This is a genomic window from Pseudonocardia sp. P-1 (assembly GCF_058111925.1).
On record NZ_CM176614.1, the window covers coordinates 3,464,382 to 3,489,999 of the forward strand.

Consider the following 25,618-nt stretch of genomic DNA (forward strand, 5'->3'; position numbering starts at 1 on the left):
CTCCCGTGTGTGCGCTGTCGGGATACCGACACCGCACGGGACCAGCCGCGTGACGCTCTGTGTCCGGGGTCACGGACGGCGCGTGGCAGGGTGGGCCCATGAGCGGTGTGGCGGTGGTGACCGGGGCCGGGTCGGGCATCGGCGAGGCGGTGACCCGCGGCCTGCTCGACGCCGGCTGGCGGGTCGCACTGGCCGGGCGCCGACGCGAGCCCCTGACCAGGGCCGCGGCGGGACGCGACGGGACGCTCACCGTCCCCACCGACGTCACCGACCCCGGGTCGGTCGACGCCCTGTTCGCCGCGGTGCACGAGCGCTGGGGCCGGGTCGACCTGCTGGTCAACAACGCCGGCACGTTCGGCGCGGGCGGCACCGTCGACGAGATCTCCGTCGAGGACTGGAACGCGGCCGTCGCGGTCAACCTCACCGGCTCGTTCCTCTGCGCCCGCGCCGCGTTCGCGGCGATGCGCCACCAGGACCCGCAGGGCGGGCGGATCATCAACAACGGGTCGATCTCCGCGCACGTCCCCCGGCCGGGCAGCGCGCCCTACACCGCCACCAAGCACGCGATCACCGGGCTGACCAAGTCGCTCTCGCTCGACGGCCGCGGGTTCGGCATCGCCTGCGGCCAGATCGACATCGGCAACGCCGCCACCGAGATGACCGCGGGCATCGCGACCGGCGCGAGGCAGGCCGACGGGTCGGTGCGCCCGGAGGCCACCTTCGACGTCCGGCACGTCGCCGACGCCGTCGTCTACATGGCCGGGCTGCCGCCGGAGGCGAACGTGCAGTTCCTGACCGTCGCGGCGACGACGATGCCCTGGCTCGCCCGGGGCTGAGGGCCGTCTCTTTCTGAGACTTCCGTCACCTGCCGTCGCGGGGGACACTGTGCGGATGACTCGGAGGATGCACGTCCTTCGCCTGATCGTGCATGCCCGGTCACGCCAGCCCGTGCTGCTGCTCGGCGAGGCCGACGGCGACCGCTGCGTGCCGGTGTTCCTGCGGCCGCCGCAGGCCGAGGTCATCGCCGTGGGCCCGCGCGACGACGAGGGCACCCCGCTCACCCAGGACGTGCTGCTCCCGGTGGTGGAGGCGCTGGGCCGGACCCTGGAGCAGGTCGAGATCTCCGACCTCGTCGACGGTGTCTACACCGCCGAGCTGGTCTTCGACGGCGGCACCCGGCTGGCCGTGCGCCCGTCGGACGCGTTGTCGCTGGCCGTCCGGGAGGGGCTGCCGATCGGGATGGCCGAGCACGTGCTCGACGAGGTCGGCCAGGCCGTCGACGACGTCCTGCCCCCCGACGGCGACGACACCACCGGCGCCGCCGCGCAGGCCCGCGCGGCCACCGCCGGCCCGGCGGACGTCCCGCCGGAGCAGCAGATGCAGGAGTTCCGCGAGTTCATCGACGAGGTGTCGCCGGAGGACTTCCGCTAGGCCGCGGCCGGGGCCCCGGCCCACAGCTCGGCGTAGCGCCCGCCCCGGGCCAGCAGCCCGGCGTGGTCCCCGCGCTCGACGATCCGGCCCTGTTCGAGCACGAGGATCTCGTCGGCGTGGCGGACGGTGGACAGCCGGTGTGCGATGACGAGTGCGGTCCGCCCGTCCAGCGCCTCGGCCAGCGCCGCCTGCACCGCGGCCTCCGAGGTGGTGTCCAGGCTGGCCGTGGCCTCGTCCAGGACCACGATCCGCGGCCGGGCCAGCAGCACCCGCGCGATCGTCATCCGCTGGCGCTCCCCGCCGGACAGCCGGTACCCCCGCTCCCCGACGACGGTCGCGAGCCCGTCCGGCAGGGCCGCCACCAGGCCGTCGAGCCGGGCCCGGCGCAGCGCCGCCCACAGCTCGGCGTCCGTAGCCTCCGGTGCCCCGATCCGCAGGTTCGCCGCAACCGTGTCGTGCAGCAGGTGCCCGTCCTGGGTCACGAACCCGACCGCGCGGTGCACCGAGGCGGTCGTCAGCTCGCGCACGTCCACCTCGCCGATCCGGACCGCGCCGTCGCCGACGTCGTAGAGCCGGGCGAGCAGCTGGGCGACCGTGGACTTCCCGGCCCCCGACGACCCGACGACCGCCACCACGGCGCCGGGCGGGGCGCTGAACGACACCTCGTGCAGCACCTGCTCCCCGCCGCGGGTGTCGAGCGTCGCCACCTCCTCCAGCGACGCCAGCGACACCTGCTCGGCGGTCGGGTAGGCGAACGACACCCGGTCGAACTCGACGCCGACCGGCCCGTCGGGCACCGGGCGCGCCCCCCGGGCGTCGGCGATCATCGGCTCCAGGTCGAGGACCTCGAGCACCCGCTCGAAGCTGACCAGCACCGTCATGATCTCCATCCGGGCGCCGGCCAGCGCGGTCAGCGGCTGGTAGAGCCGGGTCAGCAGCAGCGCGAGCGCCACGACGTTCCCCGCCGACAGCGCCCCGGCCAGCGCGAACCCGCCCCCGACCCCGTAGACGACGGCGACGGCCAGCGACGACGCGAGCGTCAGCGCCGTCACGAACGTCCACTGCAGCATCGCCGATCGCACCCCGATCGCGCGGACCCGGTCGGCCCGCTCGGCGAACTCCGCGGACTCGCGCTCCGGGCGGCCGAACAGCGTGATCAGGGTGGCGCCGGGCGCGGAGAACCGTTCGGTCATCCGGGTGCTCATCGCCGCGTTGTGGTCCGCGGCCGCCCGTTCCAGCGCGGCCAGCCGCCGCCCCATCAGCCGGGCCGGGACCAGGAACGCCGGCAGCAGCAGCGTCACCAGCAGGGTCACCGGCCAGGAGATCACCAGCATCGCGGCGAGGGTCAGCACCAGTACGACGACGTTGGACACCACTCCGGCGAGGGTGTCGGAGAACGCCCGCTGCGCCCCGAGCACGTCGGAGTTCAGCCGCGACACCAGGGCGCCGGTGCGGGTGCGGGTGAAGAACGCGACCGGCATCCGCTGCACGTGGTCGAACACGGTGGTCCGGAGCTGGTGGATCAGGCTCTCGCCGAGGTTCGCCGAGTACCAGCGGGTCAGCATCGACAGCGCCGCCTCGACCAGTGCGACGGCGGCCATCAGCCCGGCCAGCACCGCGAGCACCGACAGCCGCTCGCCGCGGGTCACCGCGTCGGTGGCCCGCCCGGCCAGCAGCGGCACCGCCACCGTCAGCACCGCGGCGACGGTGCTCACGGCGAGGAACGCCGCGATCCGCCGCCGGTGCGGCCGGGCGAAGGCCAGGATCCGGTGGGCCGTCTCCCCGGCCGGGCGGGTGCGCCTGCCGGGCTCGGTGCTCGCGTTGCGCAGTGCCGTCCAGGTGCTCGCGTCCATGGTGGGCGACGCTATGACGTGAAGCTGACTTCAGGTCAAACGTGCGGTCCTCATGCGGCCGCGAGTTCGGGCTCGTCGTTCAGGTCCGGCAGCGTCCACGGCCGTGCGACGGCGACCAGCGCGATCCCGGCGAGCGCGATCGCGCCGAACATGGCGGTGCCCATCGCGGCCGCGTCGTTGCCGAGCAGTCCGACCACGGGCGAGGTCGCGGCGCCGATCCCGAACTGCAGCGACCCCAGCAGCGCCGACGCCGTCCCGGCGGACTCGCCGTGCCGGGCCAGGGCCAGCGCGGGCGCGTTCGGCAGGACGAAGCCACAGGCCAGCAGCAGTGCCCACACCCCGGCGAGCACGGCGGGCAGGCCGCCGGTGCCGGTTGCGGTGAGCACGGCCAGCACGAGCCCGACGAGCACCCCGGCGGCGACGGCGGTCGACATCACCTGGCGGGGCTCGAAGCGGCGCAGCACCACCGGGTTGAGCTGGGTGCCGACGACCAGCCAGATCGCGCCGGCGCCGAAGGCGATGCCGAACGTCTGCTGGTCCATCCCGAACTGCTGCTGGTAGACGTACGCGGCGCCGGAGACGTAGCTGAACAGCGCGCCCATCGCGAGCCCGGCGACGAGCACCAGCCCGACGAAGGTCCGGTCGCGCAGCAGCCCGCCATAGGTCCGCAGGGTGGGGCCGAACCGGGCCGACCGGCGTCGGGAGACGGGGAGGGTCTCGGGCAGCCCCGAGGTGACCACGGCCAGCATGACGAGGCCGTAGCCGGCCAGGAACAGGAAGACCCCCCGCCAGGAGACCCAGTTGAGCAGGGCGGCGCCGAGGGTCGGGGCGAGCACCGGGAAGGCACCCATCACCAGGATCAGCCGCGACAGCATGGTCGCCGCGGCCCGGCCGGTGAACAGGTCGCGCACCACGGCGAGGCCGATCACCGCGCCCGCCGCGGCGCCGACGCCCTGCAGCGCCCGCAGCACCGCCAGCACCTCGATGCTCGGGGCGAGGGCGACCAGCGCGGAGGCCAGCACGTGCACGGCGGTGCCGGCGAGCAGGAGCCTGCGACGGCCGTAGGCGTCGGACAGCGGGCCGATCACCAGCTGGCCGAGCGCGAGACCGGCGAGTGTGCCGGTCAGCGTCAGCTGCACGACCGGCTCGGACGCGACGAGGTCGCGCCCGACGTCCGGCAGCGCGGGCAGGTAGGTGTCGATCGTCAGTGGACCGAGCGCGATCAGCGCGCCCAGGATCAGCGCGATCCGTAGCCGGCTCGGCGCGGTGACTGCAGTGGTGGTCACTCGGACGTCCCCCTCGTGTGGCCGAACGGTGCAACCTCACGAGGGGTGACGCCGATTCCGTCCGGAGATCACCGGACGGGTGAGCGCGCTCACACGTCGATCACCGGGTGGCGGGCTCCAGCCGGACCTGCACCCACTTCGAGGTCGGGCAGCGCGAGCCGTCCGCGTACGACTCGAGCGGGATCAGCGGGTTCGTCTCCGGGTAGTACGCGGCGATGCAGCCCTTCGGCGTCGAGTACGACACCAGCCGGAAGTCGTCCGCGCGCCGCTCGCTGCCGTCGGTCCACTCGCTGACCAGATTCACCCGGTCGCCGTCGGCGAAGCCCAGCTCACGCAGGTCGGCGTCGGAGATGAACACGACCCGGCGGCCGGAGTGGATGCCGCGGTAGCGGTCGTCCAGGCCGTAGATCGTGGTGTTGAACTGGTCGTGGCTGCGCAGGCTCTGCAGGACCAGCCGGCCCTCGGGGAGCGTCAGCACCTCCAGCGGGCTGACGGTGAACTCCGCCTTGCCCGACGCCGTCGGGAAGGTGCGGCTGTCCCGCGGCGGGTGGGCGAGGGTGAACCCGCCGGAGCGGGCGACCTTCTCGGTGTAGGCCTCACAGCCCGGGACGACCCGGCCGATCCGGTCGCGGATGCGGTCGTAGTCGGCCGCGAACTCGGCCCACGGGACGAGGTGGTCCGCGCCGAGGGTGGCCCGCGCGATCCCGCACAGGATGTCGACCTCGGAACGCAGCAGCTCACCGGCCGGCTCGGAGCGGCCGTGCGAGGCGTGCACCGCCGACATCGAGTCCTCGACGGTGACCCGCTGCGCCCGGCCGCCGGTCAGGTCCTTCTCGGTGCGGCCCAGCGCGGGCAGGATCAGCGCGTCGGTCCCGGCGACGACGTGCGACCGGTTCAGCTTGGTCGAGATCTGGACGGTCAGCGCGCAGCGCTCCAGCGCCGGCTCGGTGACGCCGGTGTCCGACATCGCCTGGGAGAAGTTGCCGCCCAGGCCGACGAACACGCTCGCCCGCCCGTCGGCCATCGCCTGCACGGCCGCGACCGAGTCGTGGCCGTGCTCGCGGGGCGGCTCGAAGCCGAACTCGTCGCGGATCGCGTCGAGGAAGCTGTCCGCGACCCGCTCCCAGATGCCCATCGTGCGGTCGCCCTGCACGTTCGAGTGGCCACGGACCGGGCACAGGCCCGCGCCCGGCTTGCCGATCATGCCCTGGAGCAGGGCGACGTTCACCATCTCCTTGATGGTGGCGACGGCGTTGCGGTGCTGGGTGATGCCCATCGCCCAGCAGTTCACGATCCGCTTCGAGGTCGCGAGCATCTCCGCGGCCTTCTCGATCTCGCCCCAGGTGAGCCCGGTCGCGGCGACGACGGCGTCGCGGTCCAGGTCCTTCACGTGCGCGGCGTAGGCCTCGAAGCCGTTCGTGTGCCGCTCGATGAAGTCGCGGTCCAGCACGCTGCCCGGGTTGCGGTCCTCGGCGGCGAGCAGCAGGTGCCCGAACGCCTGCCACAGCGCGAGGTCGCCGCCCGAGCGAATCTGCAGGAACTCGTCGGCCAGGTGGGTGCCGATGCCGGACATGCCGCGCGGGGTCTGCGGGTTGTCGAACTTGAACAGCCCGGCCTCGGGCAGCGGGTTGACCGCGAGGATCCGCGCGCCGTTCTTCTTGGCCGTCTCCAGCGCCGACAGCATGCGCGGGTGGTTGGTGCCCGGGTTCTGTCCGGAGATGACGATCAGGTCGGCGTCGTGCAGGTCCTGCAGCGAGACCGACCCCTTGCCGACGCCGATCGCCTCGGCCAGGCCGACCGAGGTCGACTCGTGGCACATGTTGGAGCAGTCGGGCAGGTTGTTCGTGCCGTAGGCGCGGGCGAACAGCTGGTAGACGAACGCGGCCTCGTTCGAGGCCCGGCCGGAGGTGTAGAACAGCGCCTCGTCCGGGCTCGACAGGGCGCGCAGGTGGGTCCCGACCAGGTCGAACGCGTCGTCCCACGAGATGGGCTCGTAGTGCGTGCCGCCGGCCCGGCGAACCATCGGGTGGGTCAGCCTGCCCTGGCTCTCCAGCCAGTGCGCGCTGCGGTCACGCAGGTCGGCGATGGAGTGCTCGGCGAAGAACTCCGGGGTGACCCGGCGGCGGTCGCCCTCCCAGGACACGGCCTTCGCGCCGTTCTCGCAGAACTCGGCGGTGTGCCGCTCGCCCGGGGCCGGGTCCGGCCAGGCACAGCTCATGCAGTCGAAGCCGTCGACCTGGTTCATCGTGAGCAGGTTCTTGGCGGTCTTCACCACGCCCTGTTCGGCGAGGGAGCGCTTCATGGAGATCGCAACAGCCTTCGCCCCGGCGGCGGAGGTCTTCCGCTCCGAGACGCGCAGATCGGACTCCTCGGTGTCGACCGGGGGGTGGATCGGGGCGCTGTTGACCGGGGTGGGAGACACGGGCACCTCATCTGGAACACGACGACGGCGGAACGGGGCGGATCACCCACGCGTACGGGGCACGGGAACGATGTTGCCCCAGCGTGCGACGTCGTGCCCAGCCGGTCCGCCGTTGCGCGGGGAAGGTCACGGACGTCCCGCGGCCGCAGCGCGCCGGTGGCTTCCCGCGATCTGCCGGGTGGCGACGCTGATCCGGTTCCAGGCGTTGATCGTCGCGACCGTGGTGACCAGCAGGGTCAGGGCCCGCTCGTCGAACACCGCGGCGGCCTCGTCCCACACCGCGTCCGGGACGGCATCGGGTCGGTCGGCCAGCCGGGTCACCTCCTCGGTGAGGGCCAGCGCGGCCCGCTCCTGGCGGGTGAACCACGGGGCCTCTCGCCAGGCGGCCACGGAGAACAGGCGCTCGACGGCCTCGCCGGAGTCCAGTGCGTCGTGCGAGTGCATGTCCACGCAGAAGCCGCAGCCGTTGATCTGCGACGCCCGCAGTCGTACGAGCTCCTGCACGGTGCGGGGGAGGACGGCGTCGTCGCGGGTGGAGGCCTCCAGCGCCGTCAGGGCGCGGTAGCCGTCCGGGACGTGGCGGTAGGGCCGGGTGATGCGCGGTTCCATGACGGTCCCCTTCGGGTCGGTGGCGTTCGTGGACGGTGTCGTGGGTGGTGCGATCACGGTGCGAGTGCGGCCCGGACGCGCTGCGGTGCGTCCGGGGCGGAGCGGACGACGTCCGCGGCGACCTCGGCGAGCGAGCGGCCGGCCAGCTCGCGTCGCCAGGCGAGCTCGGCCGAGCGCATGGACAGCGAGATCGCGCAGTGGCCGGAGTAGTCGAGCGACGGGTCCCCGCCCGGCGCCGCACCGAGGATCGAGGTGCAGCGGAACGCGTCCTCCGGTCCCTCGACCGCGACGACGACGTCGAGCAGGGACACCTCGTCCGCGGGCCGGGCGAGCCGGAACCCGCCCCGTGGGCCGGGCACGGACTCGCACACCCCGGCCCGGACCAAGGCCTGGAGCTGCTTGTTGAGGTACGCGGGCGGGAGGTCGTAGAACCCGGCGAGCCGGGCGCCGGGGACGGCGTCGCCGACCCAGGCCAGGTTCAGGCAGCAGTGCAGCGCCCACTCGACGCCCTGTCCCATCCGCATGATCTGGACACTACATATCCAGGATATTTGTTGTCCAGGTTTTACTGGTGATCACCGTCTCCGCCGATGTGTCCGACAGATGACGGCACACGTATCGATGTAAGCGGTCGGTTACAGGTACCGCCGGAACCTGGAAATCGGAGGCTCCGGTCTCCCACCCTCGGGGCGTACGGAAGCTCCCCCGAAGGAAGGAACCACCATGGACAAGCGTCGTATCGCCGGTCTGGCCACCGCGGCCGTGGCCGCCCCGCTGGTGATGCTGGGTCTCACCGGTACCGCCAACGCCGCCGAGATCACCCCGATCGCCGAGGTCGTCGACGGCACCGTCGCCGACCTGTCGTCGACCATCGGTGCGGTCGTCGACGCCCTGGGCTTCGAGGCCTGACCTACGCCCGACGACGGACGGCCGGCCCCGGATCTCCGGGGCCGGCCGTCCGTCGTGGCCGGGACGTGTGGTCCGGGTCAGCCCGTCTCGACCTGGTCGGTGAGCGGCTCGGCCGGACGGCCGGGGGCCGGGGCCCACGCCTCGTCGTCGAGCATCGGGCAGGCCAGCCACTCGTCCGGGACGCCGAAGCCGTCGACCAGGGTCCGGGCGTGCGGACGCAGCTCGGTGCACAGCCCGTTGACCAGCGGCCGGATCGAGCGGGACTCGGCCGCGGTGAGGCGGCCGGTCTCCAGGTACCAGGCCCGCTCGCGGTCGATCACGGTGAGCACGTGCAGGTCGTAGACGCGCTCCAGCAGTGCGCGCACCGCCGGGTCGTCGACGGTCACGAGCTTGTCCGCGAACGACGCCTCCACCAGCGTGTCCACGTGCGCGCGGGCCGCGGTGAGCAGCAGATCCTGCGCGGAGTTGAAGACGGCGAACTCGTCGTTGCCCGTGCGCATGGCCGGGGCCAGGTTGCGGATCGCGGCGGCCAGGGTGTCCTCGCGACGGACGGCCAGCAGCTCCCGGCGGCGCGTGCGGTCGGTCAGGTCGATCCCGCGGAACGGGAGCCGCCGGGTGAGCGACGCGGCCCCGGTCCGCTCGGCCAGTACCCCGGCGAGCTGACGGCCGAGCAGCGGCGCGATCTCGAGCGGGTTGCCCTTCTTGATCGTGCGGCCGTAGTCCGACAGCAGCTCCTTGGCCAGCAGCTGGAGCAGGACCGTGTTGTCGCCCTCGAACGTGGTGAACACGTCGGTGTCGGCCTTGAGGGCGGGCAGCAGGTTCTCCTCCAGGTAGCCCGCGCCGCCGCAGGCCTCCCGGCAGGTCTGGATGGTGTGCGTGGCGTGCCAGGTCGCGATCGCCTTGATCCCGGCGGCGGACTGCTCCAGCGTGCGTTGCTCGCGTGCGCCGACCGGTCCGGCGCCCGGGGCCTGGATGTCGTGCATCCGCTGGACCAGGTCGTCCTGGGTGAAGTGCAGGGCGAACGTCGTCGCCAGCGCGGGCAGCAGCTTCTGCTGGTGGGCGAGGTAGTCGAGGACGGCGATCTCCTTGCCGGTCGCCGGGTTGGCGAACTGGCGACGGCGCTCGCCGAAGCGCACGGCCAGGGTGAGCGCCTTCTCGGTCGCCGCGCCGGCACCGCCCGCCACCGAGATGCGGCCGCGGACCAGCGTGCCGAGCATGGAGAAGAACCGCGCCGTCTCGTTCTCGATCGACGACGAGTACGTCCCGTCCGGGGCGACGTCGGCGAAGCGGTTGAGGAGGTTCTCGCGCGGGATGCGGACGTGGTCGAAGGCCAGCCGTCCGTTGTCGACGCCGTTGAGGCCGGCCTTGCGGCCGTCGTCGCCGATCTGCACGCCGGGCAGGGCCTTGCCGTCGCTGTCGCGCAGCGGCACGAGGAAGGCGTGCACGCCGGGCTTCTCGTCGCCGGTGATCAGCTGGGCGAACACGACCGCCATCCGGCCGTCCCGCGCGGCGTTGCCGATGTACTCCTTGCGGGCCTGCGGGTACGGGGTGTGGACGACGAACTCGCCCGCCTCCCGGTCGTAGGTCGCGGTGGTGTGCAGGTGCTGGACGTCCGAGCCGTGCCCGGTCTCGGTCATCGCGAAGCAGCCGAGCAGCTCGCCGTCGATGATCTTGCGGAGGTACTGCTCGTGGTGCCGCTCGGTGCCGAGCACCTGGACCGCGCCGCCGAACAGTCCCCACTGCACACCGGCCTTGACCAGTAGCGACAGGTCTCCGTAGGCGAGCATCGCGAACGCGGCGACGACCCCGCCGACGTCGCCCTGGCCGCCGACCGAGGGGTCGAACCCGGTGTGCGGGCGGCCCGAGGAGGTCAGGAACTTCAGCGAGTCGGTGATCCACTCGCGGTACTGCGCCGAGGTCAGGTCGGGGTCCGCGCGCATCTCGGCGTTGGCCGCCAGCTGTTCGCGGGTCTCCTGCCGGGCCCGGGCCCAGCGCCCGTCGACGACGGTGCGGAGCGCCTCGGCGGGGACGGCGTCGGGGCTCGGAAGGGTGCTGCGGGTCATGGCTGAACCTCCTGCTGCACGTGCGATGCCAGGCCGGACAGTCCGGACCAGGCCAGGTCGGTGAGATGGGCGGCGATCCGCTCGCGGGGGGTGCCGTCGGGGCGGGCGAGCCAGTCGTCGGCCGCCCCCCGGACGAGGCCGACGATCGCGTGGCCCCAGATGCGGGCGGCGGCCCGCGGGTCGGTGCCGGTCCCCGCCGCGGTGCCGAGGTTGCCGGCGATGACCACGGCCACCTCGTCGCCGATCACGGTCACGAGGTCGTTGACCGGGTCGCTCGTCTCGGTAGGGCCGGTGTCGGCGGTGGGGGCGCGCCGGGTGGTGCCCTGGGTGAGCAGCGGTCGCTGTACCACGAACCGGTACAGCTCCGGGTCGATCTCGATCAGCCTGAGGTAGGCGTCGATGCCGGCCGCGACGGCCGCCCGCGGCCCGCGGCCCGCGTCGGACAGGGCATCGGCGGTGGCCCGCCGGACCTCGGTCAGCAGGACGCCGGCCACCGACTCGCAGATCGCGGTGTAGAGGCCGGCCCGGTCGCCGAAGTGCCGGTAGATCACGGTCTTGCTGGTCCCGGCGGACGCGGCGATCTCGTCCATCCCGATGCCGGCGCCGTGCCGGCGGATGGCCCCGATCGCGGACCCGACGAGTGCCACCCGCCGCTGCTCGCGGTGGGCGTCCCATCGGCTGTCGCGTCTGTCCCGTCCGGCCTTCACGAAACCCATAGTACCGTGTACCTTGAGTACCGGCTACCCCGTGGTAACGACGAACCACGAGCTGATGCTCCGCCCGCCCGGATCCGCGTGCAGCGCGGCGACCCGATCGGGTGGGGCGGGACCCGATCCAGGAGGGACGACCCCCATGCCAGCCAGCACCCGGCGCGCCGCCGTCATCGGCGGCAACCGCATCCCGTTCGCGCGGGCCAACGGTGCCTACGCCTCCGCCTCGAACCTCGACATGCTCACCACGACGCTCGACGGTCTGGTGGCCCGCTTCGGGCTGGCCGGCGAGCGCCTGGGTGAGGTCGTGGCCGGCGCCGTGCTCAAGCACTCCCGCGACTTCAACCTGACCCGCGAGGCGGTCCTCGGCTCCCGGCTGAACCCCGCCACCGCGGCCTACGACGTGCAGCAGGCCTGCGGGACCGGCCTGGAGGCGACGATCGCCGTCGCCAACAAGATCGCGCTCGGCCAGATCGAGTCCGGCGTCGCCGGCGGTGTGGACACCGCGTCCGACGCCCCGATCGCGCTGAACGACGACCTGCGTCGCGTGCTGGTCAGGCTCAACGCCGCGAAGACGGCGGTGGACCGGCTCAAGCTGGTCGGGCAGCTGCGGCCGGGCCAGATCGTCCCGGACATCCCGGAGAACTCCGAGCCGCGCACCGGCCTGTCGATGGGCGAGCACGCGGCGCGCACCGCGCTGGAGTGGGGCATCGGCCGCACCGAGCAGGACGAGCTGACCGCGCGCAGCCACCACAACCTGGCCGCCGCCTACGACCGCGGCTTCTTCGACGACCTCGTCACGCCCTACCTGAAGCTGACCCGCGACAACAACCTGCGCGCGGACTCCTCGGTGGAGAAGCTCGCGAAGCTCAAGCCGGTCTTCGGGAAGGGCCCGGACGCCACGATGACGGCGGGCAACTCGACCCCGCTGACCGACGGCGCCGCGCTCGTCCTGCTCGGCTCCGACGAGTGGGCCGCCGAGCACAAGCTGCCGGTGCTGGCCCACGTCGTCGACGCCGAGACCTCGGCCGTGGACTACGTGCACGGCCCGGACGGGCTGCTCACCGCGCCGGTGTTCGCCGTCCCGCGGATGCTCGAGCGCAACGGTCTGTCCCTGCAGGACTTCGACCTGTACGAGATCCACGAGGCGTTCGCCTCGGTCGTGCTCGTGCAGCGCAAGGCCTGGGAGGACCCGCGCTTCTGCAAGGCGCGCCTGGGCCTCGACGCGCCGCTGGGCGCCGTCGACGACGCGAAGCTCAACGTCGCGGGCTCCTCGCTCGCCGCGGGGCACCCGTTCGCCGCGACCGGCGGGCGGATCGTCGCCACCCTGGCCAAGCTCCTGCGGGAGAAGGCCGACACGGAGAAGAAGGACCAGCGCGGCCTGATCTCGATCTGCGCCGCGGGCGGCCAGGGCGTCGTCGCGATCCTGGAGGCGAAGAAGGCATGAGCGACCTGCTCGCGACCCTGTCCAACACCGGCATCGCCAAGCAGCTGGGGCTGCCCACGGTGCCGACGCTGCGCCGGCACCGCCCCGGGGACCCGCTGCTGGCCGGCCCGGTGCTCGTCGCGTCGGTCGGCGGGTCGCGCTTCGCCGAGGCCGTCACCGCGTTCGTCGAGGAGCAGGGTGTCCCCGCGCTCACGGCGGTCGGCGAGGACCGGCTGCACGGCGTCGTCGTCGACCTGTCGGGAGCGCGGACCCTGGCCGACCTCGCCGCCGCCCAGCAGATCCTCACCCCCGCGGTGAAGCGGCTCGGGCCCTCGGGCCGGGTGCTGCTGATCGGCGCCGAGCCCGCCGAGGCGTCCGGGGCCGAGGCGGCCGCCGTCGCCCAGTCGCTCGACGGCCTGGTCCGCTCGATCGGCAAGGAGCTGCGGTTCGGCGCGACGGCGAACCTGCTCGTCGTGACCTCCGACGTGACCCCCGCGGCGATCGACTCGTCGGTCCGGTTCTTCCTGTCGGCCCGCTCCGCCTACGTCGACGGCCAGGTCGCGCACGTCGCCGCCCCGGTCGGGACCCCGCGGGAGCCGGCCGAGGTCGACGACCCGCGCGCCGAGGAGCAGCCGCTCGCCGGGCGCATCGCGGTGGTCACCGGGGCGGCACGGGGCATCGGCGCAGCCATCGCCGACACCCTCGCCCGCGACGGCGCGACGATCGTCGCCGTCGACATCCCGGCGGCCGGCGAGGGCCTGGCCCGCACCGCGAACCGCACCGGCGGCACCGCGCTGCAGCTGGACATCACCGCGTCGGACGCGGCGGACCGGCTGCTCTCGCACCTCGCCGACCGGCACGACGGCGTCGACATCGTGGTGCACAACGCGGGCATCACCCGCGACAAGCTGCTCGCGAACATGACCGAGGACCGGTGGAACTCGGTGCTCGCGGTCAACCTGGGCGCCCAGCTGACGATCAACGAGGCGCTGCTGGCGAAGGGCTCCCCGCTGCACGAGGCCGGCCGCGTGGTCTGCGTGTCGTCCCAGTCGGGCATCGCGGGCAACCGCGGCCAGACCAACTACGCCGCCTCGAAGGCCGGTGTGATCGGGATGGTCCGCGCGCTCGCCCCGCGGTTCGCCGAGCGTGGTGCGACGATCAACGCCGTCGCGCCCGGGTTCATCGAGACCGACATGACCGCGACGATGCCCGTCGCCACCCGCGAGGGCGGCCGCCGGATCAACTCGCTCAAGCAGGGCGGGCTGCCGGTCGACGTCGCCGAGGCCATCGGCTGGTTCGGCCGCGCCGAGTCCGGCGGGCTCAACGGGCAGGTCGTGCGCGTCTGCGGCCAGTCGATGCTGGGGGCCTGATGACCGTGGCCGAGGACCGGAAGGTCACCGAGCTGCCCGGCCCGCCGTCGCTGGGGCAGTACTACGCCTCCGCGGCCGCCCGGGCGGCGCTGCCCGGCGCCTCCGGCCGGTCGCTCCCCGCGACCGAGCTGGTCCGCCGCGGCGTCACCGTCGAGCAGGGGCACCTCGCCGACTACGCCCGGGTCTGCGGGTTCCGGGTCGGCAACGCCCTGCCGGTGACCTACCCGCACATGCTCACCTTCGGGCTGCAGGTCGTGCTGATGGCCGGCCGGTCGTTCCCGCTGCCGCTGCCCGGACTGGTGCACATCGCCAACCGGATCACCGTGCACCGGGCGATCACCCCGACCGAGACGCTCGACGTCCGGGTGTGGGCCGAGCGGTTCACCCGCCACCCCAAGGGCGCGCAGGTGGATCTGATCGGCGAGGTCTCCGCGGGCGGCGAGACCGTCTGGGAGGGCCGCAGCACCTACCTGGCCCGCGGGGCGACGGCCCCGGACGGCCCGGTGGGCGGCGACGGCACGGCCGACATCGCCGAGCCGCCGGTGCCCACCGGTCCGGCGAACGCGCTGTGGCGGGTCCCGGGCGACATCGGGCGCCGCTACGCGGCCGTCTCCGGCGACGTGAACCCGATCCACCTGCATCCGCTCACCGCGAAGGCGATGGGCTTCCCGCGGGCGATCGCGCACGGCATGTGGACCGCGGCGCACGCCGCCGCGGCGCTGGAGGGCCGGGTCCCCGACGCCTGCACCTACGAGGTCGTGTTCCGCAAGCCGGTGCTGCTCCCGGCGAAGGTCGAGCTCGTGACCGAGCAGACCGCAGGCGGGGCGTGGGGACTGGCCCTGCGCAGCGCCGAGGACGCGCACAAGCTCCACCTGGTCGGCCGCATCGGCGGGTAGACCGGGCGCATGGACGAGGAACGACCCCGACCGGGTGGGCAGGTCTGCTCACCCGGTCGGGTGATTCTGGATCGGTCCACAGGCCGGTACAGCAACGTTTTCCCGATGACGGACGTCTTCCTCTGTGTCCATCATTCGTCATCCGACATCCGTGAGGAGGCCATGCGATGAACGAGGACATCTCGATCGAGACCGACGAGCAGCACGACGACGAGTCCCACATCGTCCGCGGACTCGACTAGGTCGGGCGGAGGAGCTCGTCCCGGCGCGGTGGAACCCACCGGCGTCCGCGGACCGGCACGGGTTCGCGCAGACCCTCGATCAGGAGCTGCGCCACCCGCCCACCCGGATAGTGTCGGGCCCATGCTGGTCGAGCGCATGCGCCCGTTCACCTCGACGATCTTCACCGAGATCTCCCGCCTCGCGGTCGAGACCGGTGCGATCAACCTCGGCCAGGGCTTCCCGGACACCGACGGTCCGGCCTCCCTGCTCGCCGACGCCGCCGCCAACATCACCGAGCGCGGCCTGAACCAGTACCCGCCCGGCCCGGGTGTACCCGCGCTGCGCGAGGCCGTCGCCGCGCACCAGCAGCGCTGGTACGGCCTCGACGTCGACCCGGCCGACGTCGTCGTCACCACGGGGGCGACCGAGGCGATCGCCGCGACCCTGCTCGGGCTCTGCGGCCCCGGTGACGAGGTCGTCGCCTTCGAGCCCGCCTACGACTCCTACGCCGCCGCCGTCGCGCTGGCCGGCGCCACGCTGCGGACCGTGCCGCTGCTCCCGCCCGACTTCGGCTTCGACGACGACGCGCTGGCCGGCGCGTTCTCCGACCGCACCCGGGTGGTGCTGGTCAACACCCCGCACAACCCGACCGGCGCCGTGCTCACCCGCGACCAGCTGACCCGGGTCGGGGAGCTCGCCGTCGCGCACGACGCCGTCGTCGTCACCGACGAGGTGTACGAGCACATGGTCTTCGACGACGCCCGGCACGTGCCGATGGCGTCGCTGCCCGGACTCGCCGACCGCACCCTCACGATCTCCTCGGCGGGCAAGACGTTCTCGGTGACCGGCTGGAAGGTCGGCTGGGTGCACGGCCCGCCGGAGCTCGTCGCCGCGCCGCGGGCGGTCAAGCAGTTCCTCACCTTCCACGGCGGCGCCCCGCTGCAGCCCGCCGTCGCGCACGCGCTGGCCTTGGGCGACGACTTCTACACCGGCCTCACCGCGGACCTGGCCCGCAAGCGGGACCTGCTGTCAGCAGGGCTGCGGGCGGCCGGGTTCGACGTGCTCACCCCGCGCGGGACGTACTTCGTGGTCGCCGACCCGCGCCCCCTCGGGTTCGACGACGGCGTCGACCTGGCCTGGAAGCTGCCCGGGCTGTGCGGGGTCGCCGCCGTCCCGGTGTCGGTGTTCTGCCCGTCGCCCGAGGCGGCGCGGGCGTACCGGCCGTTCGTGCGGTTCGCGTTCTGCAAGCGCGACGACGTGCTGGAGAAGGCGGCCGGGCGGCTCGCGGGGCTGCGGGCGTGACCGCGGTGCCGGGCCCGGGCGCGAGCCGGGTGCCGGTCGTCGTCGGCGCCGACCGGGAGCGGCTGCGAGACCCGCTGGAGGTCACCGGCCCGCCCGCGCCGCCCGCTTGACGCCGACGACCAGCAGCGCCGACATCGCCGCCCACACCACGATCGACTGCACCGACAGGATCGGCAGCGCCACCACCGGGGCCAGCGTGTAGGCCAGGGTGATCCGCAGCGCCGCGTCCAGCGCCATCACCAGCGCCGCGACGCCCGTCGCGCGGCGCAGCGTCCGCCGGAACACCGGGTTGGCCGCCCACTGGCGCTCCATCAGCTCCGGCAGGTCGGGGCGCTGGGCACTGCCGAAGAACCGGCACACGTGGAACACCAGCGGCCGACGCCCGACCACCAGCGACCCGGCGAGCAGCAGTCCGAACGCGACGCTCTGGATCGCGTCGCGGGCCACGGCGAACCGGGCGTCGCCGCTGAGCAGCGACGTCGCCAGACCAGCCGCGATGGTGACCAGCACGATCATCCCGACCGGGTTGACCCTGCGGTGCAGCACCGCCTGCACCAGCACGTTCAGCGCGGGCGGCAGTGCGGACCAGGCCAGCGCCACGACGTCGGACATGCCCTGCCCGGTCAGCACGACGTAGACGAGGTAGGGCAGCGCCGCGTCCACCAGCAGCGAGCCCACGGTCTGCCGCAGCACGGCGCCGCGGCCCGCGGGGGCGGTGGCCGCCGGGATGGCCGCCGGGGTGGCCGTCGGTGTGGTGGTCGGGGTCATCGGTGCCTCCGGAGTACGGCGGATCGGTCCCGACGACGGTCCCGCGCGCGGACCCCCTCCCGGATCCACCCGGAGACCGACCCCGGGTGGAGATCGGCTCTCCACCCACCGGTCCCGATCTCCGGCGGCCCGGCTCACTCGATCGGCCTAGACTCCGGCCCATGGATGCGCAGCGACCCGCGACGCGGCCGGGCCGTCAGGTCGTCGGGCTGCCGGTACGGGCCCTGCTCGCCCTCGTCGTGGCGTCGGCGAACGTCATCGGCGCGGCCGTGGTGCTGGTCATCGCGGCCTTCGTGCTGCCGCGCGAGCAGCTGCTCGACGCCGTCGAGATCCGGCTGGTCAACCTCGTCGTGCTCGGGATCTACCTGCTCGTCGCCGTCCCGGTCGGGATCTGGTTCGGCCGCCGGAAGCTGACCCTGCGCCGCTCCTCGCGCGACCCGCAGGCCGACGAGCGAGCGCTGGTCCTGCGGGCGCCCGCCCGCATCTCGTCGATGGTCGCGCTGCTGTGGATGGTGGCCGCGGTCCTGTTCTGCTTCCTGAATCTGCGCTACTCCGGCCGGCTGGGCTTCTCGGTCACCGCCACCGTGCTGATCGGCGGCGTGACCACGTCGTCGCTGTCCTACCTGCTGGTCGAGCGGATGCTGCGCCGTGCCGCGGCCCGGGTGCTGTCCGGACGGCCGCCGAAGCGGCGTCGCCTGGTCACCGGGGTCATGCTGCGCTCGGTCGGGTTCTGGGCGCTCGGCACGGCGGTCCCGATCTCCGGGATCATGCTGGCCGGGCTCGTCGCGCTGGTGTTCGGCGACTCCTCGCCCACCCAGCTCGCGGTCACCATGCTCGCGCTGGGCGGCACCGCGATCGGGGTCGGGCTGATCACGACGCTCGGGGCCGCCCGCGCCATCGCCGACCCCGTGCTGGCCGTGCGCCGTGCGCTGGCCCGGGTGCAGGACGGTGATCTCGACGTGAGCCTGCCCGTCTACGACAACACCGAGCTCGGCCAGCTCCAGGCCGGGACGAACAGCATGGTCGAGGGCCTGCGCGAGCGGGAGCGGATCCGCGACCTGTTCGGCCGCCACGTCGGTCGCGACGTCGCCGAGGCGGCCTCGGCGCGCGGCGACGGCATCCGGCTCGGCGGCGAGGTGCGCCCGGTCGCCGTGCTGTTCGTCGACCTCGTCGGCTCGACGGCGATGGCCGCCCGCCGCCCGCCCGAGGAGGTCGTGGCGGTGCTGAACCGCTTCTTCGGGGTGGTCGTCGAGTGCGTCGAGCAGGCCGGCGGGTGGATCAACAAGTTCGAGGGCGACGCCGCGCTCGCGGTCTTCGGTGCCCCGCTCGACCTCGACGACGCCCCCGGCGCCGCGCTGAGCGCCGCCCGCTGCCTGGGCGCCCGCCTGGCCGAGGAGATGCCCGAGGTCGAGGCCGGGATCGGCGTGTCCGCGGGTGACGCCGTGGCCGGCAACATCGGGGACCCGCGCCGCTACGAGTACACCGTGATCGGCGACCCGGTGAACGAGGCCGCCCGGCTCACCGAGCTGGCGAAGTCCGTGCCGGGGATGGTCGTCGCGTCCGCGCGGGCCGTCGACGCCGCCGGTGCGGAGGCCGCGCGGTGGCGGGCCGGGGAGTCGGTGACGCTGCGCGGACGGGACGAGCCGACCGGCGTCTGCGTGCCCGCCGAGCACGCCCAGGACACCGCCGCGCCCGTCGGATCCGGGGAGAACAGTCGTACGTGACTGTCGGGGTGTCCTCGGGCAGGATGCCGCCATGGGCAACGGCGCTACCGGGTTCAGTGAGCAGACCGCCGCGGCGATCCAGCGGGTGCGACGGCACTCGCTCGGGGACCTCCTGCACCGCACGGCCGTCCGGTACCCGGGCAAGACCGCGGTCGTCGACGGCGACACCCGCTGGACGTTCGCCGAGTTCGACGCGGCGGTGAACCGGTGCGCCGCCGCCCTGGCGGAGCAGGGGCTGGCCAAGGGCGACCGGCTCGCGCTGCTCTCGCACAACTGCCGCCAGTTCGCGGTGCTCGTCTACGCCACCGCGCGGCTCGGAGTCGTGCTCGTGCCGATCAACTTCATGCTGAACGCCGAGGAGATCGCGTTCATCCTCGATCACTCCGGGGCGACGGCGTTCGTCGTCGAGGACGCGCTGGCCGCCACCGGGGAGAAGGCGCTCGCGCAGTCGTCGGAGCCGGCGTCGGTCCGGGCCCGGATCGGGCTGTCCGGGCAGGCGCCGGCCGGCGACTGGGCCGACCTGGACGCCTGGATCGACGGCGACGGCGACCCCGGCGAGCCCGACGTGCACGTCGCCGACGACGACCCGCTGCGCCTCATGTACACCTCCGGCACCGAGTCGCGGCCCAAGGGCGTCATGCTGCCGAGCCGGTCGCTGATCACCCAGTACGTGTCGTGCGTCGTCGACGGCGGGATGACCCACGACGACGTCGAGCTGCACTCGCTGCCGCTCTACCACTGCGCGCAGCTGGACTGCTTCCTGTCCGTCGACGTCTACCTGGGCGCGACCAGCATTATCCTCCCGTCGCCGGACCCGGCCCGGCTGTTGGAGACCATCGAGCGGGAGAAGGTCACCAAGCTCTTCTGCCCGCCGACGGTGTGGATCTCGCTGCTGCGCCACCCGGACTTCGACACCCGGGACCTGTCGAGCCTGCGCAAGGGCTACTACGGCGCCGCGGCCATGCCGGTCGAGGTGCTGCAGGAGCTGTCCCGGCGACTGCCCGACGTGCGGCTGTGGAACTTCTACGGCCAGACCGAGACCTCGCCGCTGGCGACCCTGCTGGGTCCGGACGAGCAGCTCAGCCACGCCGGGTCGGCCGGGCGGGCGTCGCTGAACGTCGAGACGCGCGTCGTCGACGACGCCGGGAACGAGGTCCCGCCGGGTGAGGTCGGCGAGATCGTGCACCGCAGCCCGCACGTGACGCTGGGGTACTACGAGAACGAGGAGAAGACCGCCGAGGCGTTCGCCGGGGGCTGGTTCCACTCCGGCGACCTGGGCGTGATGACGGCCGACGGGTACCTGTCCGTCGTCGACCGCAAGAAGGACATGATCAAGACCGGTGGGGAGAACGTGGCCTCCCGCGAGGTGGAGGAGGCGCTCTACCTGCTCGACGGGGTCGCCGAGGTCGCCGTGTTCGGCGTCAGCCACCCGCACTGGATCGAGGCCGTCACCGCGGTCGTCGTCCCGAAGCAGGGGGTGACGCTGACCCGCGAGCAGGTCGACGCGCACGCGAGGGACAAGCTCGCCGGCTACAAGCGGCCCAAGTACGTCGTGTTCGCCGACGCCCTCCCCAAGAACCCCAGCGGCAAGATCCTCAAGCGGGAGCTGCGCACCGAGCACGGCGACATCGCCGCCCGGGAGGGCTGAGCCCGCCCCGGGCGTCAGCAGCCCGGCCGGACCACGAACTCGGCCTCCACCTCGGCCCGGACGGTGATGTCGTCCGGGGCGAGCAGCGTCCCGAGCCCGCCGTCGGCGGACTCGGCGCCCCAGCTGCCGGGCGCGCCGACGGCCCGCGCGCTCATCGCGACCGCCCGGCCGCCGAGCATCCCGGTGTCGGCGACCGAGCGCGGGGCGACGGTGCCCAGGTCCAGGGCGTCGGCGTAGTCCTGGGCGCGTTCGACGGCCTGGCGCAGCGCGTCCTGCCGGGCCGCGCGCTCGACCTCGCGGCGGTGGTCGCGGGCCAGGTCCCAGGTGATCCCCTGGACTTGCGCACCGGTGAACCGGTCCACACCGGACAGCCACGCGCCGAGCCGGGCGACGTCGTCGAACTCCACCAACACCGACACCGACGCGTGGTGCACCGGCGGCTGCGGGCGCCCCTCGAAGGAGGGCTGCTCGACCCAGCTGCGGGCCTGGTCGACGACGTAGCGCCGGACCGGCCCGGCGTCGGGGTCGTGCAGGCCGCGCACGTCGGCGACGAGCGCCGCGGTGCCGCGCTCGACCTCCGCCCGCACCGGGGCGGCCTCGGGGCCCTGCGCCCGGACGACGACGAGCGCGGTGCCGCGCTCGGCGGGCACCTGCCGCTCGTGCTCGCCCCGCACCCTGATCACGACGTCGCTCATGCCAGCTTCTCCCACAGGAATCCGTAGGCCAGTGCGGCCATCCTGGCGGCCTGCGCGTTGTCCGCGGCGCCGCCGTGCCCGCCCTCGATGTTCTCGTAGTAGGTCACGTCGTGGCCGGCGGCCTCCAGCGCGGCGGTGAACTTGCGGGCGTGGCCGGGGTGCACCCGGTCGTCGCGGGTGGAGGTCAGCAGGATCGTCGGCGGGTAGTCGGCCGCGTCGTCGATCAGGTGGTACGGCGAGAACGTCCGGATGAACTCCCAGTCGTCGGTGTCCGGGTCGCCGTACTCGGCCATCCAGGAGGCGCCGGCGAGCAGGTGGCTGTAGCGCTTCATGTCCAGCAGCGGCACCTGGATGACCACCGCGCCGAACAGCTCCGGGTAGCGGACCAGCATGTTCCCGGCCATCAGGCCGCCGTTGCTGCCGCCCTGCACGGCGAGGTGAGCCCGCGAGGTGACGCCGCGGTCGATCAGGTTCCGGGCGACGGCGGCCATGTCCTCGTAGGCCCGCGGCCGCTTCTCGCGCAGCGCCGCCCGGTGCCAGCGCGGCCCGTACTCGCCGCCGCCGCGCAGGTTCGCGACCGCGTACACCCCGCCGCGCTCCAGCCAGGACCGGCCCGTGCCACCAGAGTAGCCGGGGGTCATGGGGATCTCGAAGCCGCCGTAGCCGTAGAGCAGGGTGGGGGCGGAGCCGTCGAAGGGCAGGTCGTCGCGCCGGACCAGGAAGTACGGGACCCGGGTGCCGTCGTCGCTGGTCACGAAGTGCTGCTCGATGACGTGGCGGGACGCGTCGAAGAACGCGGGCGCGCTGCGCAGCGGACGGGGCTGTTCGCCGACCGTCGCGATCGACAGCGTCGACGGGGTCAGGTAGTCGGTGACGATCAGCCAGACGTCGTCGCTCTCGTCGGCGTCGACCGCGGCGACGGTGACGCTGCCGAACTCCGGTGCCCCGGTGAACGGCGCGCGGGTCCAGCCCTGCTCGCCCGGGGTGAGCACGACGAGCCGGTCGACGACGTGTTCCAGCACGTCGAGCACGAGGTGGTGGCGGGTCCAGGCGTACCCGGCGAGCGAGGAGGAGTCGGTGGGCTCGAACAGCACCTCCCACGAGGGGGTGCCGGCCAGGACGTCGTCGAAACGGGCGGCGAGCAGGGAGCCCGCGGTGAACGAGCCCCAGTCCTCGCGCAGCTCGACGGTGCACCACTCGCGGTGCACGTCGGTCATCGCGGAGTCCGGGACGTCGATCTTGGTGAGGGTCCCGTTCGCGCCGATGAGGTACAGCTCGTCGGCGTAGAAGGCGAGCGCGCGCCGCAGGAAGTCCCGCTCGAAGCCCGGGGTGTGGTCGCGGAACGCCGAGATGCTGAGGTCGGTCTCCTCGCCGGCGTAGACCAGCTCGGCGGACTCCAGGGCCTCGCCGCGGCGCAGCCGCCGCACCGTGCGCGGGTAGCCCGACGTGGTCATGGTGCCCGGGCCGAGGTCGGTGGACAGGTAGACGGTGTCGCGGTCGATCCAGCTCATCCCGCCCTTCGCCTCGGGCCGGGAGAATCCGCCGTCGACGAAGCTGCGGGTCGGGAGGTCGAACTCGCGCGTGACGTCGGCGTCGGCGCCACCGCGGGACAGGTCGACCAGCGCGCGGTCGAGGTCCGGGCGCAGGAACCGGGCACCGTGCCAGACCCAGTTCTCGCCCTCGGCGGCGTTGAGCGCGTCGACGTCGAGCAGCACCTCCCACTCGGTGTCGGCGCTGCGGTAGGACTCCGGCGTGGTGCGCCGCCACAGGCCGCGCGGGTGCTGCTCGTCGGTCCAGAAGTTGTAGTAGTGCCCGCCGCGGGCGGTGACGAACGGGATCCGGTCGCGGGAGTCGAGGACCTCGCGGATCCCCGACTCCAGCTCGGCGAACAGCGGGGTGCCGGTCAGCCGCGCCTCGGTGCGGGCGTTGCGCTGCGACACCCATTCCAGGGCCTCGGTGCCGGTGACGTCCTCGAGCCAGGCGTGCGGGTCGTTCGTCATGACCCGATCATCGCTCACACGAACGGTGCGACGGTGATCCCGGCCCGGGCGAGCTCGTCACGGACCCGTCGGGCGGTCGCGACGGCGCCGGGGGAGTCGCCGTGCAGGCAGGCGGACTCGGCACGGACCGCGACGTCGCTGCCGTCGACCGCGGGCACCGTCCCCGTCCCGACCACGCGGACCAGCCGTTCGGCCGCCTCCGCGGGGTCGTCGAGCAGTGCACCCGGTTCGCCGCGCGGCACGAGCCCGCCCTCACCGGTGTAGCCGCGGTCGACGAAGAACTCGCCCACCGCGCGCAGCCCGGCCCGCTCGGCCTCCGCGAGCAGCTCGGACCCGGGCAGCCCGAGCACCGGCAGCGACGGGTCGTACGCCCGCACCGCCCGGACCACCGCGCGTGCCTGCGCGGTGTGCGTCCGTGTGGCGTTGTAGAGCGCGCCGTGCGGCTTGACGTAGCGGACCCGGGTACCCGCGGCCCGGCACAGGGCCTCGAGGCCGCCGATCTGGTAGAGCACGTCGTCGGTCAGCGCGTCGGGCTCGATGTCGAGGAACCGGCGCCCGAACCCGCGCAGGTCCGGGTACGACACCTGCGCCCCGACGACGACCTCCGCCCCGGCCGCCCCGGTGGTCGTGACCCGCAGCGTCGAGGGATCCCCGGCGTGGAACCCGCACGCGACGTTCGCCGAGGTGACGAGCCCGAGCATCGCCTCGTCGTCGCCGAGGGTCCACCGGCCCCAGGACTCACCGAGGTCGGCGTTCAGGTCGATCGTGCTCACGGGCGTGTCCTCGGTGTCGGTGTCTGTGTCTGCGTCGGTGTCCGTGTCGGTCCGGGACCCAGTGTGACCGGAATCGGCTCGCCCGGAGATCGGAGCTCCTGGGCCTCGCCCGCCCCGGGGGCACAGCAGGGTGCTGGTTCTCCGGATTCGCTTACCCGGTAAGCGAATCCGGAGAAGAGGGGTGCCCGTGCACTCGGTCCCTGCCGGCGCGGAGGCGCGTCGTCGCCCCGACGGCATGCCCCTGTTCTGCGGGAGAGAGTTCCTCCCGTGAAGGGTTCTGCGGGGATCGGGCCTCCCCGGAACCGAGAGGCCGGGGCGAGGCACCGGCGGGGATCGATCGACCCTGCCCCGGCGCGAGGGTGGCGAGCAGCCCTGCCCGGTCAGCCCTCCTGCAGCGCCCCCGCCCGCACCAGGACGGCGGCCCGGTGCCCCACGCGGACCCGTTCGAGGGGCCGGGCCCCGCCCGGCAGCGGCACCGTCCGCCCACGCCCGACGGCCACGACCACGGCGTCCGGGCGGAGCGCGGTCGCGACCGCGCGCAGGAACTCGACCCCGGGGTCCTGGTCGTCGGCGGCGGCGCGGACGGGCCCGGCGTCGGGGGCCGGGGTGCCGGCCGCGCCGCCGGGCCGGGTGGGGGAGGCGGCCCAGGTCGTCCGGTGCCCGTGCGGCAGATCGGCCAGGACCAGGTCCGGGCCGGTCCCGTACGGGCCCGCCCCGGCCAGTGCGCTGCGGACGGCGGCGGTGTCGCGGGCGTCGGCGAGGGTGACCGACCAGGCCGGGGTACCCGCCGGGACCAGGGTCCGGGCGGCGGTCGCAGCCTCGGCGTAGGACGGCTTGTCGTGCCGGGCCGCGAGGGCCTCGAGGTCCGCGGCGCGGGCGGTGAGGCCGCCCGGGTCGAGCAGGGCGAGGTTGCGCCGGGCCAGGTCGAGCGGCTCGGGGTCGGCGTCGGTGCCCACCAACCGCGCGAGGCCGGGCACGAGCAGGCCCAGCACGGCGAGTGTCACCCCGGCGCCGCAGCACGGGTCCCACACGGTGAGCGGGGCGTCGGCGGGCAGGTGGACGCGGGCGCGGCCGGCGAGCTCGACGGTCAGTCGCACCGGGAGGGTCGGGCGGCCCGGCGCCGACGCCAGCACCGCGTCGAGCGCCGCGTGGTTCGCGGCCGGGGCGTGGCGGTACTGCACCCGGGCAGTCCAGCAGCCCGCACGCGCACCGGTTCCGGCGGGTGGCCGGTCAGCGGGTGCGGCGGTGCAGCCAGAACGCCACGCCGCCGACCAGCAGCGCGACGACCACCAGCGCGCCGACGATCTGCGGGCCCGCGGTCCCGGCCAGGTAGCTGAGCGGCAGCCCGGCCAGCGCGATGATCAGCACCCAGGCGACCACCCGGCGGGTCGCGGGGCCCTCCGGGCCGGGTGTGTTCCGATCGTGCTCCATGTCCGGAACGTACCGGTCGGGCGTCGAGGCGGTGCCGCCCCGGGTCCGGTCCCGCGTCCGGCCCGGCCCGGTACCGGGGC

Annotated in this window: 22 protein-coding genes; 9 read left to right on the forward strand and 13 right to left on the reverse strand. The window is 73.8% G+C overall.

What is annotated here, in order from left to right; translation table 11 throughout:
• Positions 1-98 precede the first annotated feature (98 nt).
• Both AC0GKK_RS17090 and AC0GKK_RS17095 read left to right on the forward strand, forming a co-directional pair.
• On the forward strand, positions 99-836 hold the full coding sequence (locus AC0GKK_RS17090) for an SDR family oxidoreductase (RefSeq protein ID WP_489882081.1): 738 nt from the start codon (positions 99-101) through the stop codon (positions 834-836).
• A 67-nt stretch (positions 837-903) separates the two neighbouring features.
• The gene (locus AC0GKK_RS17095; protein ID WP_224401208.1) at positions 904-1,431 is read left to right on the forward strand and encodes a bifunctional nuclease family protein; all 528 of its coding nucleotides are present in this window, start codon (positions 904-906) and stop codon (positions 1,429-1,431) included.
• On the opposite strand, the gene AC0GKK_RS17100 is transcribed toward AC0GKK_RS17095, so the two are convergent.
• The 5 genes from AC0GKK_RS17100 to AC0GKK_RS17120 all read right to left on the reverse strand — a co-directional run bounded on the left by AC0GKK_RS17100 (position 1,428) and on the right by AC0GKK_RS17120 (position 8,125).
• A complete protein-coding gene (locus AC0GKK_RS17100; protein WP_489882082.1) occupies positions 1,428-3,284 on the reverse strand; it encodes an ABC transporter ATP-binding protein in 1,857 nt (618 codons plus the stop codon). The two genes, AC0GKK_RS17095 and AC0GKK_RS17100, sit on opposite strands and share 4 nt — an antisense overlap.
• Before the next feature lie 50 nt (positions 3,285-3,334).
• Positions 3,335-4,570: a multidrug effflux MFS transporter gene (locus tag AC0GKK_RS17105; protein WP_489882083.1), complete on the reverse strand. Its 1,236-nt coding sequence runs from the start codon at positions 4,568-4,570 to the stop codon at positions 3,335-3,337.
• A gap of 100 nt (positions 4,571-4,670) precedes the next feature.
• Positions 4,671-6,992, reverse strand: coding sequence for an FdhF/YdeP family oxidoreductase (locus tag AC0GKK_RS17110; protein WP_405421131.1), 2,322 nt, complete (start codon positions 6,990-6,992; stop codon positions 4,671-4,673).
• 126 nt (positions 6,993-7,118) lie between these two features.
• Positions 7,119-7,601 carry a carboxymuconolactone decarboxylase family protein gene (locus AC0GKK_RS17115; RefSeq protein ID WP_489882084.1) on the reverse strand — a complete coding sequence of 161 codons (483 nt, stop codon included), beginning with the start codon at positions 7,599-7,601 and terminating at the stop codon, positions 7,119-7,121.
• Positions 7,602-7,654: 53 nt separating this feature from the next.
• The gene (locus AC0GKK_RS17120) at positions 7,655-8,125 is read right to left on the reverse strand and encodes an RrF2 family transcriptional regulator (RefSeq protein WP_489882085.1); all 471 of its coding nucleotides are present in this window, start codon (positions 8,123-8,125) and stop codon (positions 7,655-7,657) included.
• 199 nt (positions 8,126-8,324) lie between these two features.
• On the opposite strand from AC0GKK_RS17120, the gene AC0GKK_RS17125 reads away from it, so the two are divergent.
• A complete protein-coding gene (locus AC0GKK_RS17125) occupies positions 8,325-8,510 on the forward strand; it encodes a hypothetical protein (RefSeq protein WP_073576817.1) in 186 nt (61 codons plus the stop codon).
• Between the two features lie 77 nt (positions 8,511-8,587).
• On the opposite strand, the gene AC0GKK_RS17130 is transcribed toward AC0GKK_RS17125, so the two are convergent.
• Together AC0GKK_RS17130 and AC0GKK_RS17135 are read right to left on the reverse strand one after the other, a co-directional pair.
• Positions 8,588-10,573: an acyl-CoA dehydrogenase family protein gene (locus AC0GKK_RS17130; RefSeq protein ID WP_489882086.1), complete on the reverse strand. Its 1,986-nt coding sequence runs from the start codon at positions 10,571-10,573 to the stop codon at positions 8,588-8,590.
• A complete protein-coding gene (locus tag AC0GKK_RS17135; protein WP_489882087.1) occupies positions 10,570-11,289 on the reverse strand; it encodes a TetR family transcriptional regulator in 720 nt (239 codons plus the stop codon). The genes AC0GKK_RS17130 and AC0GKK_RS17135 overlap by 4 nt, the downstream gene beginning before the upstream one ends.
• 136 nt (positions 11,290-11,425) lie before the next feature.
• Here AC0GKK_RS17135 and AC0GKK_RS17140 point away from each other — a divergent pair, with 136 nt between their 5' ends.
• The 4 genes from AC0GKK_RS17140 to AC0GKK_RS17155 all read left to right on the forward strand — a co-directional run bounded on the left by AC0GKK_RS17140 (position 11,426) and on the right by AC0GKK_RS17155 (position 16,499).
• The gene (locus AC0GKK_RS17140) at positions 11,426-12,730 is read left to right on the forward strand and encodes an acetyl-CoA C-acetyltransferase (RefSeq protein WP_489882088.1); all 1,305 of its coding nucleotides are present in this window, start codon (positions 11,426-11,428) and stop codon (positions 12,728-12,730) included.
• Complete coding sequence (locus AC0GKK_RS17145; protein WP_489882089.1) at positions 12,727-14,079, forward strand: 3-oxoacyl-ACP reductase; 1,353 nt, start codon at positions 12,727-12,729, stop codon at positions 14,077-14,079. Before AC0GKK_RS17140 ends, AC0GKK_RS17145 begins: the two co-directional genes overlap by 4 nt.
• Positions 14,079-14,975, forward strand: a complete 897-nt coding sequence (locus AC0GKK_RS17150; protein ID WP_489882090.1) for a MaoC family dehydratase — start codon at positions 14,079-14,081, stop codon at positions 14,973-14,975. Before AC0GKK_RS17145 ends, AC0GKK_RS17150 begins: the two co-directional genes overlap by 1 nt.
• Before the next feature lie 363 nt (positions 14,976-15,338).
• Positions 15,339-16,499 (forward strand): pyridoxal phosphate-dependent aminotransferase, encoded by a 1,161-nt coding sequence (locus AC0GKK_RS17155; protein ID WP_251783525.1) that lies wholly within the window; start codon positions 15,339-15,341, stop codon positions 16,497-16,499.
• A gap of 81 nt (positions 16,500-16,580) precedes the next feature.
• On the opposite strand, the gene AC0GKK_RS17160 is transcribed toward AC0GKK_RS17155, so the two are convergent.
• The gene (locus AC0GKK_RS17160) at positions 16,581-17,267 is read right to left on the reverse strand and encodes a VC0807 family protein (RefSeq protein ID WP_489882091.1); all 687 of its coding nucleotides are present in this window, start codon (positions 17,265-17,267) and stop codon (positions 16,581-16,583) included.
• Positions 17,268-17,428: 161 nt separating this feature from the next.
• Here AC0GKK_RS17160 and AC0GKK_RS17165 point away from each other — a divergent pair, with 161 nt between their 5' ends.
• Complete coding sequence (locus AC0GKK_RS17165) at positions 17,429-18,991, forward strand: adenylate/guanylate cyclase domain-containing protein (RefSeq protein WP_405421151.1); 1,563 nt, start codon at positions 17,429-17,431, stop codon at positions 18,989-18,991.
• A gap of 31 nt (positions 18,992-19,022) precedes the next feature.
• The gene (locus tag AC0GKK_RS17170; protein WP_489882092.1) at positions 19,023-20,639 is read left to right on the forward strand and encodes an acyl-CoA synthetase; all 1,617 of its coding nucleotides are present in this window, start codon (positions 19,023-19,025) and stop codon (positions 20,637-20,639) included.
• A 14-nt stretch (positions 20,640-20,653) separates the two neighbouring features.
• Here the strand turns inward: AC0GKK_RS17170 and AC0GKK_RS17175 are convergent, their stop codons facing one another.
• The 5 genes from AC0GKK_RS17175 to AC0GKK_RS17195 form a co-directional block, all read right to left on the reverse strand.
• A complete protein-coding gene (locus AC0GKK_RS17175) occupies positions 20,654-21,334 on the reverse strand; it encodes an SIMPL domain-containing protein (RefSeq protein ID WP_489882093.1) in 681 nt (226 codons plus the stop codon).
• Complete coding sequence (locus AC0GKK_RS17180) at positions 21,331-23,334, reverse strand: prolyl oligopeptidase family serine peptidase (RefSeq protein WP_489882094.1); 2,004 nt, start codon at positions 23,332-23,334, stop codon at positions 21,331-21,333. The genes AC0GKK_RS17175 and AC0GKK_RS17180 overlap by 4 nt, the downstream gene beginning before the upstream one ends.
• A gap of 14 nt (positions 23,335-23,348) precedes the next feature.
• Positions 23,349-24,107 carry a LamB/YcsF family protein gene (locus tag AC0GKK_RS17185; RefSeq protein ID WP_489882095.1) on the reverse strand — a complete coding sequence of 253 codons (759 nt, stop codon included), beginning with the start codon at positions 24,105-24,107 and terminating at the stop codon, positions 23,349-23,351.
• A 380-nt stretch (positions 24,108-24,487) separates the two neighbouring features.
• Positions 24,488-25,288: an rRNA methyltransferase gene (locus tag AC0GKK_RS17190; RefSeq protein WP_489882096.1), complete on the reverse strand. Its 801-nt coding sequence runs from the start codon at positions 25,286-25,288 to the stop codon at positions 24,488-24,490.
• Between the two features lie 49 nt (positions 25,289-25,337).
• Positions 25,338-25,538, reverse strand: a complete 201-nt coding sequence (locus tag AC0GKK_RS17195) for a hypothetical protein (RefSeq protein WP_062398523.1) — start codon at positions 25,536-25,538, stop codon at positions 25,338-25,340.
• Positions 25,539-25,618: the final 80 nt, after the last annotated feature.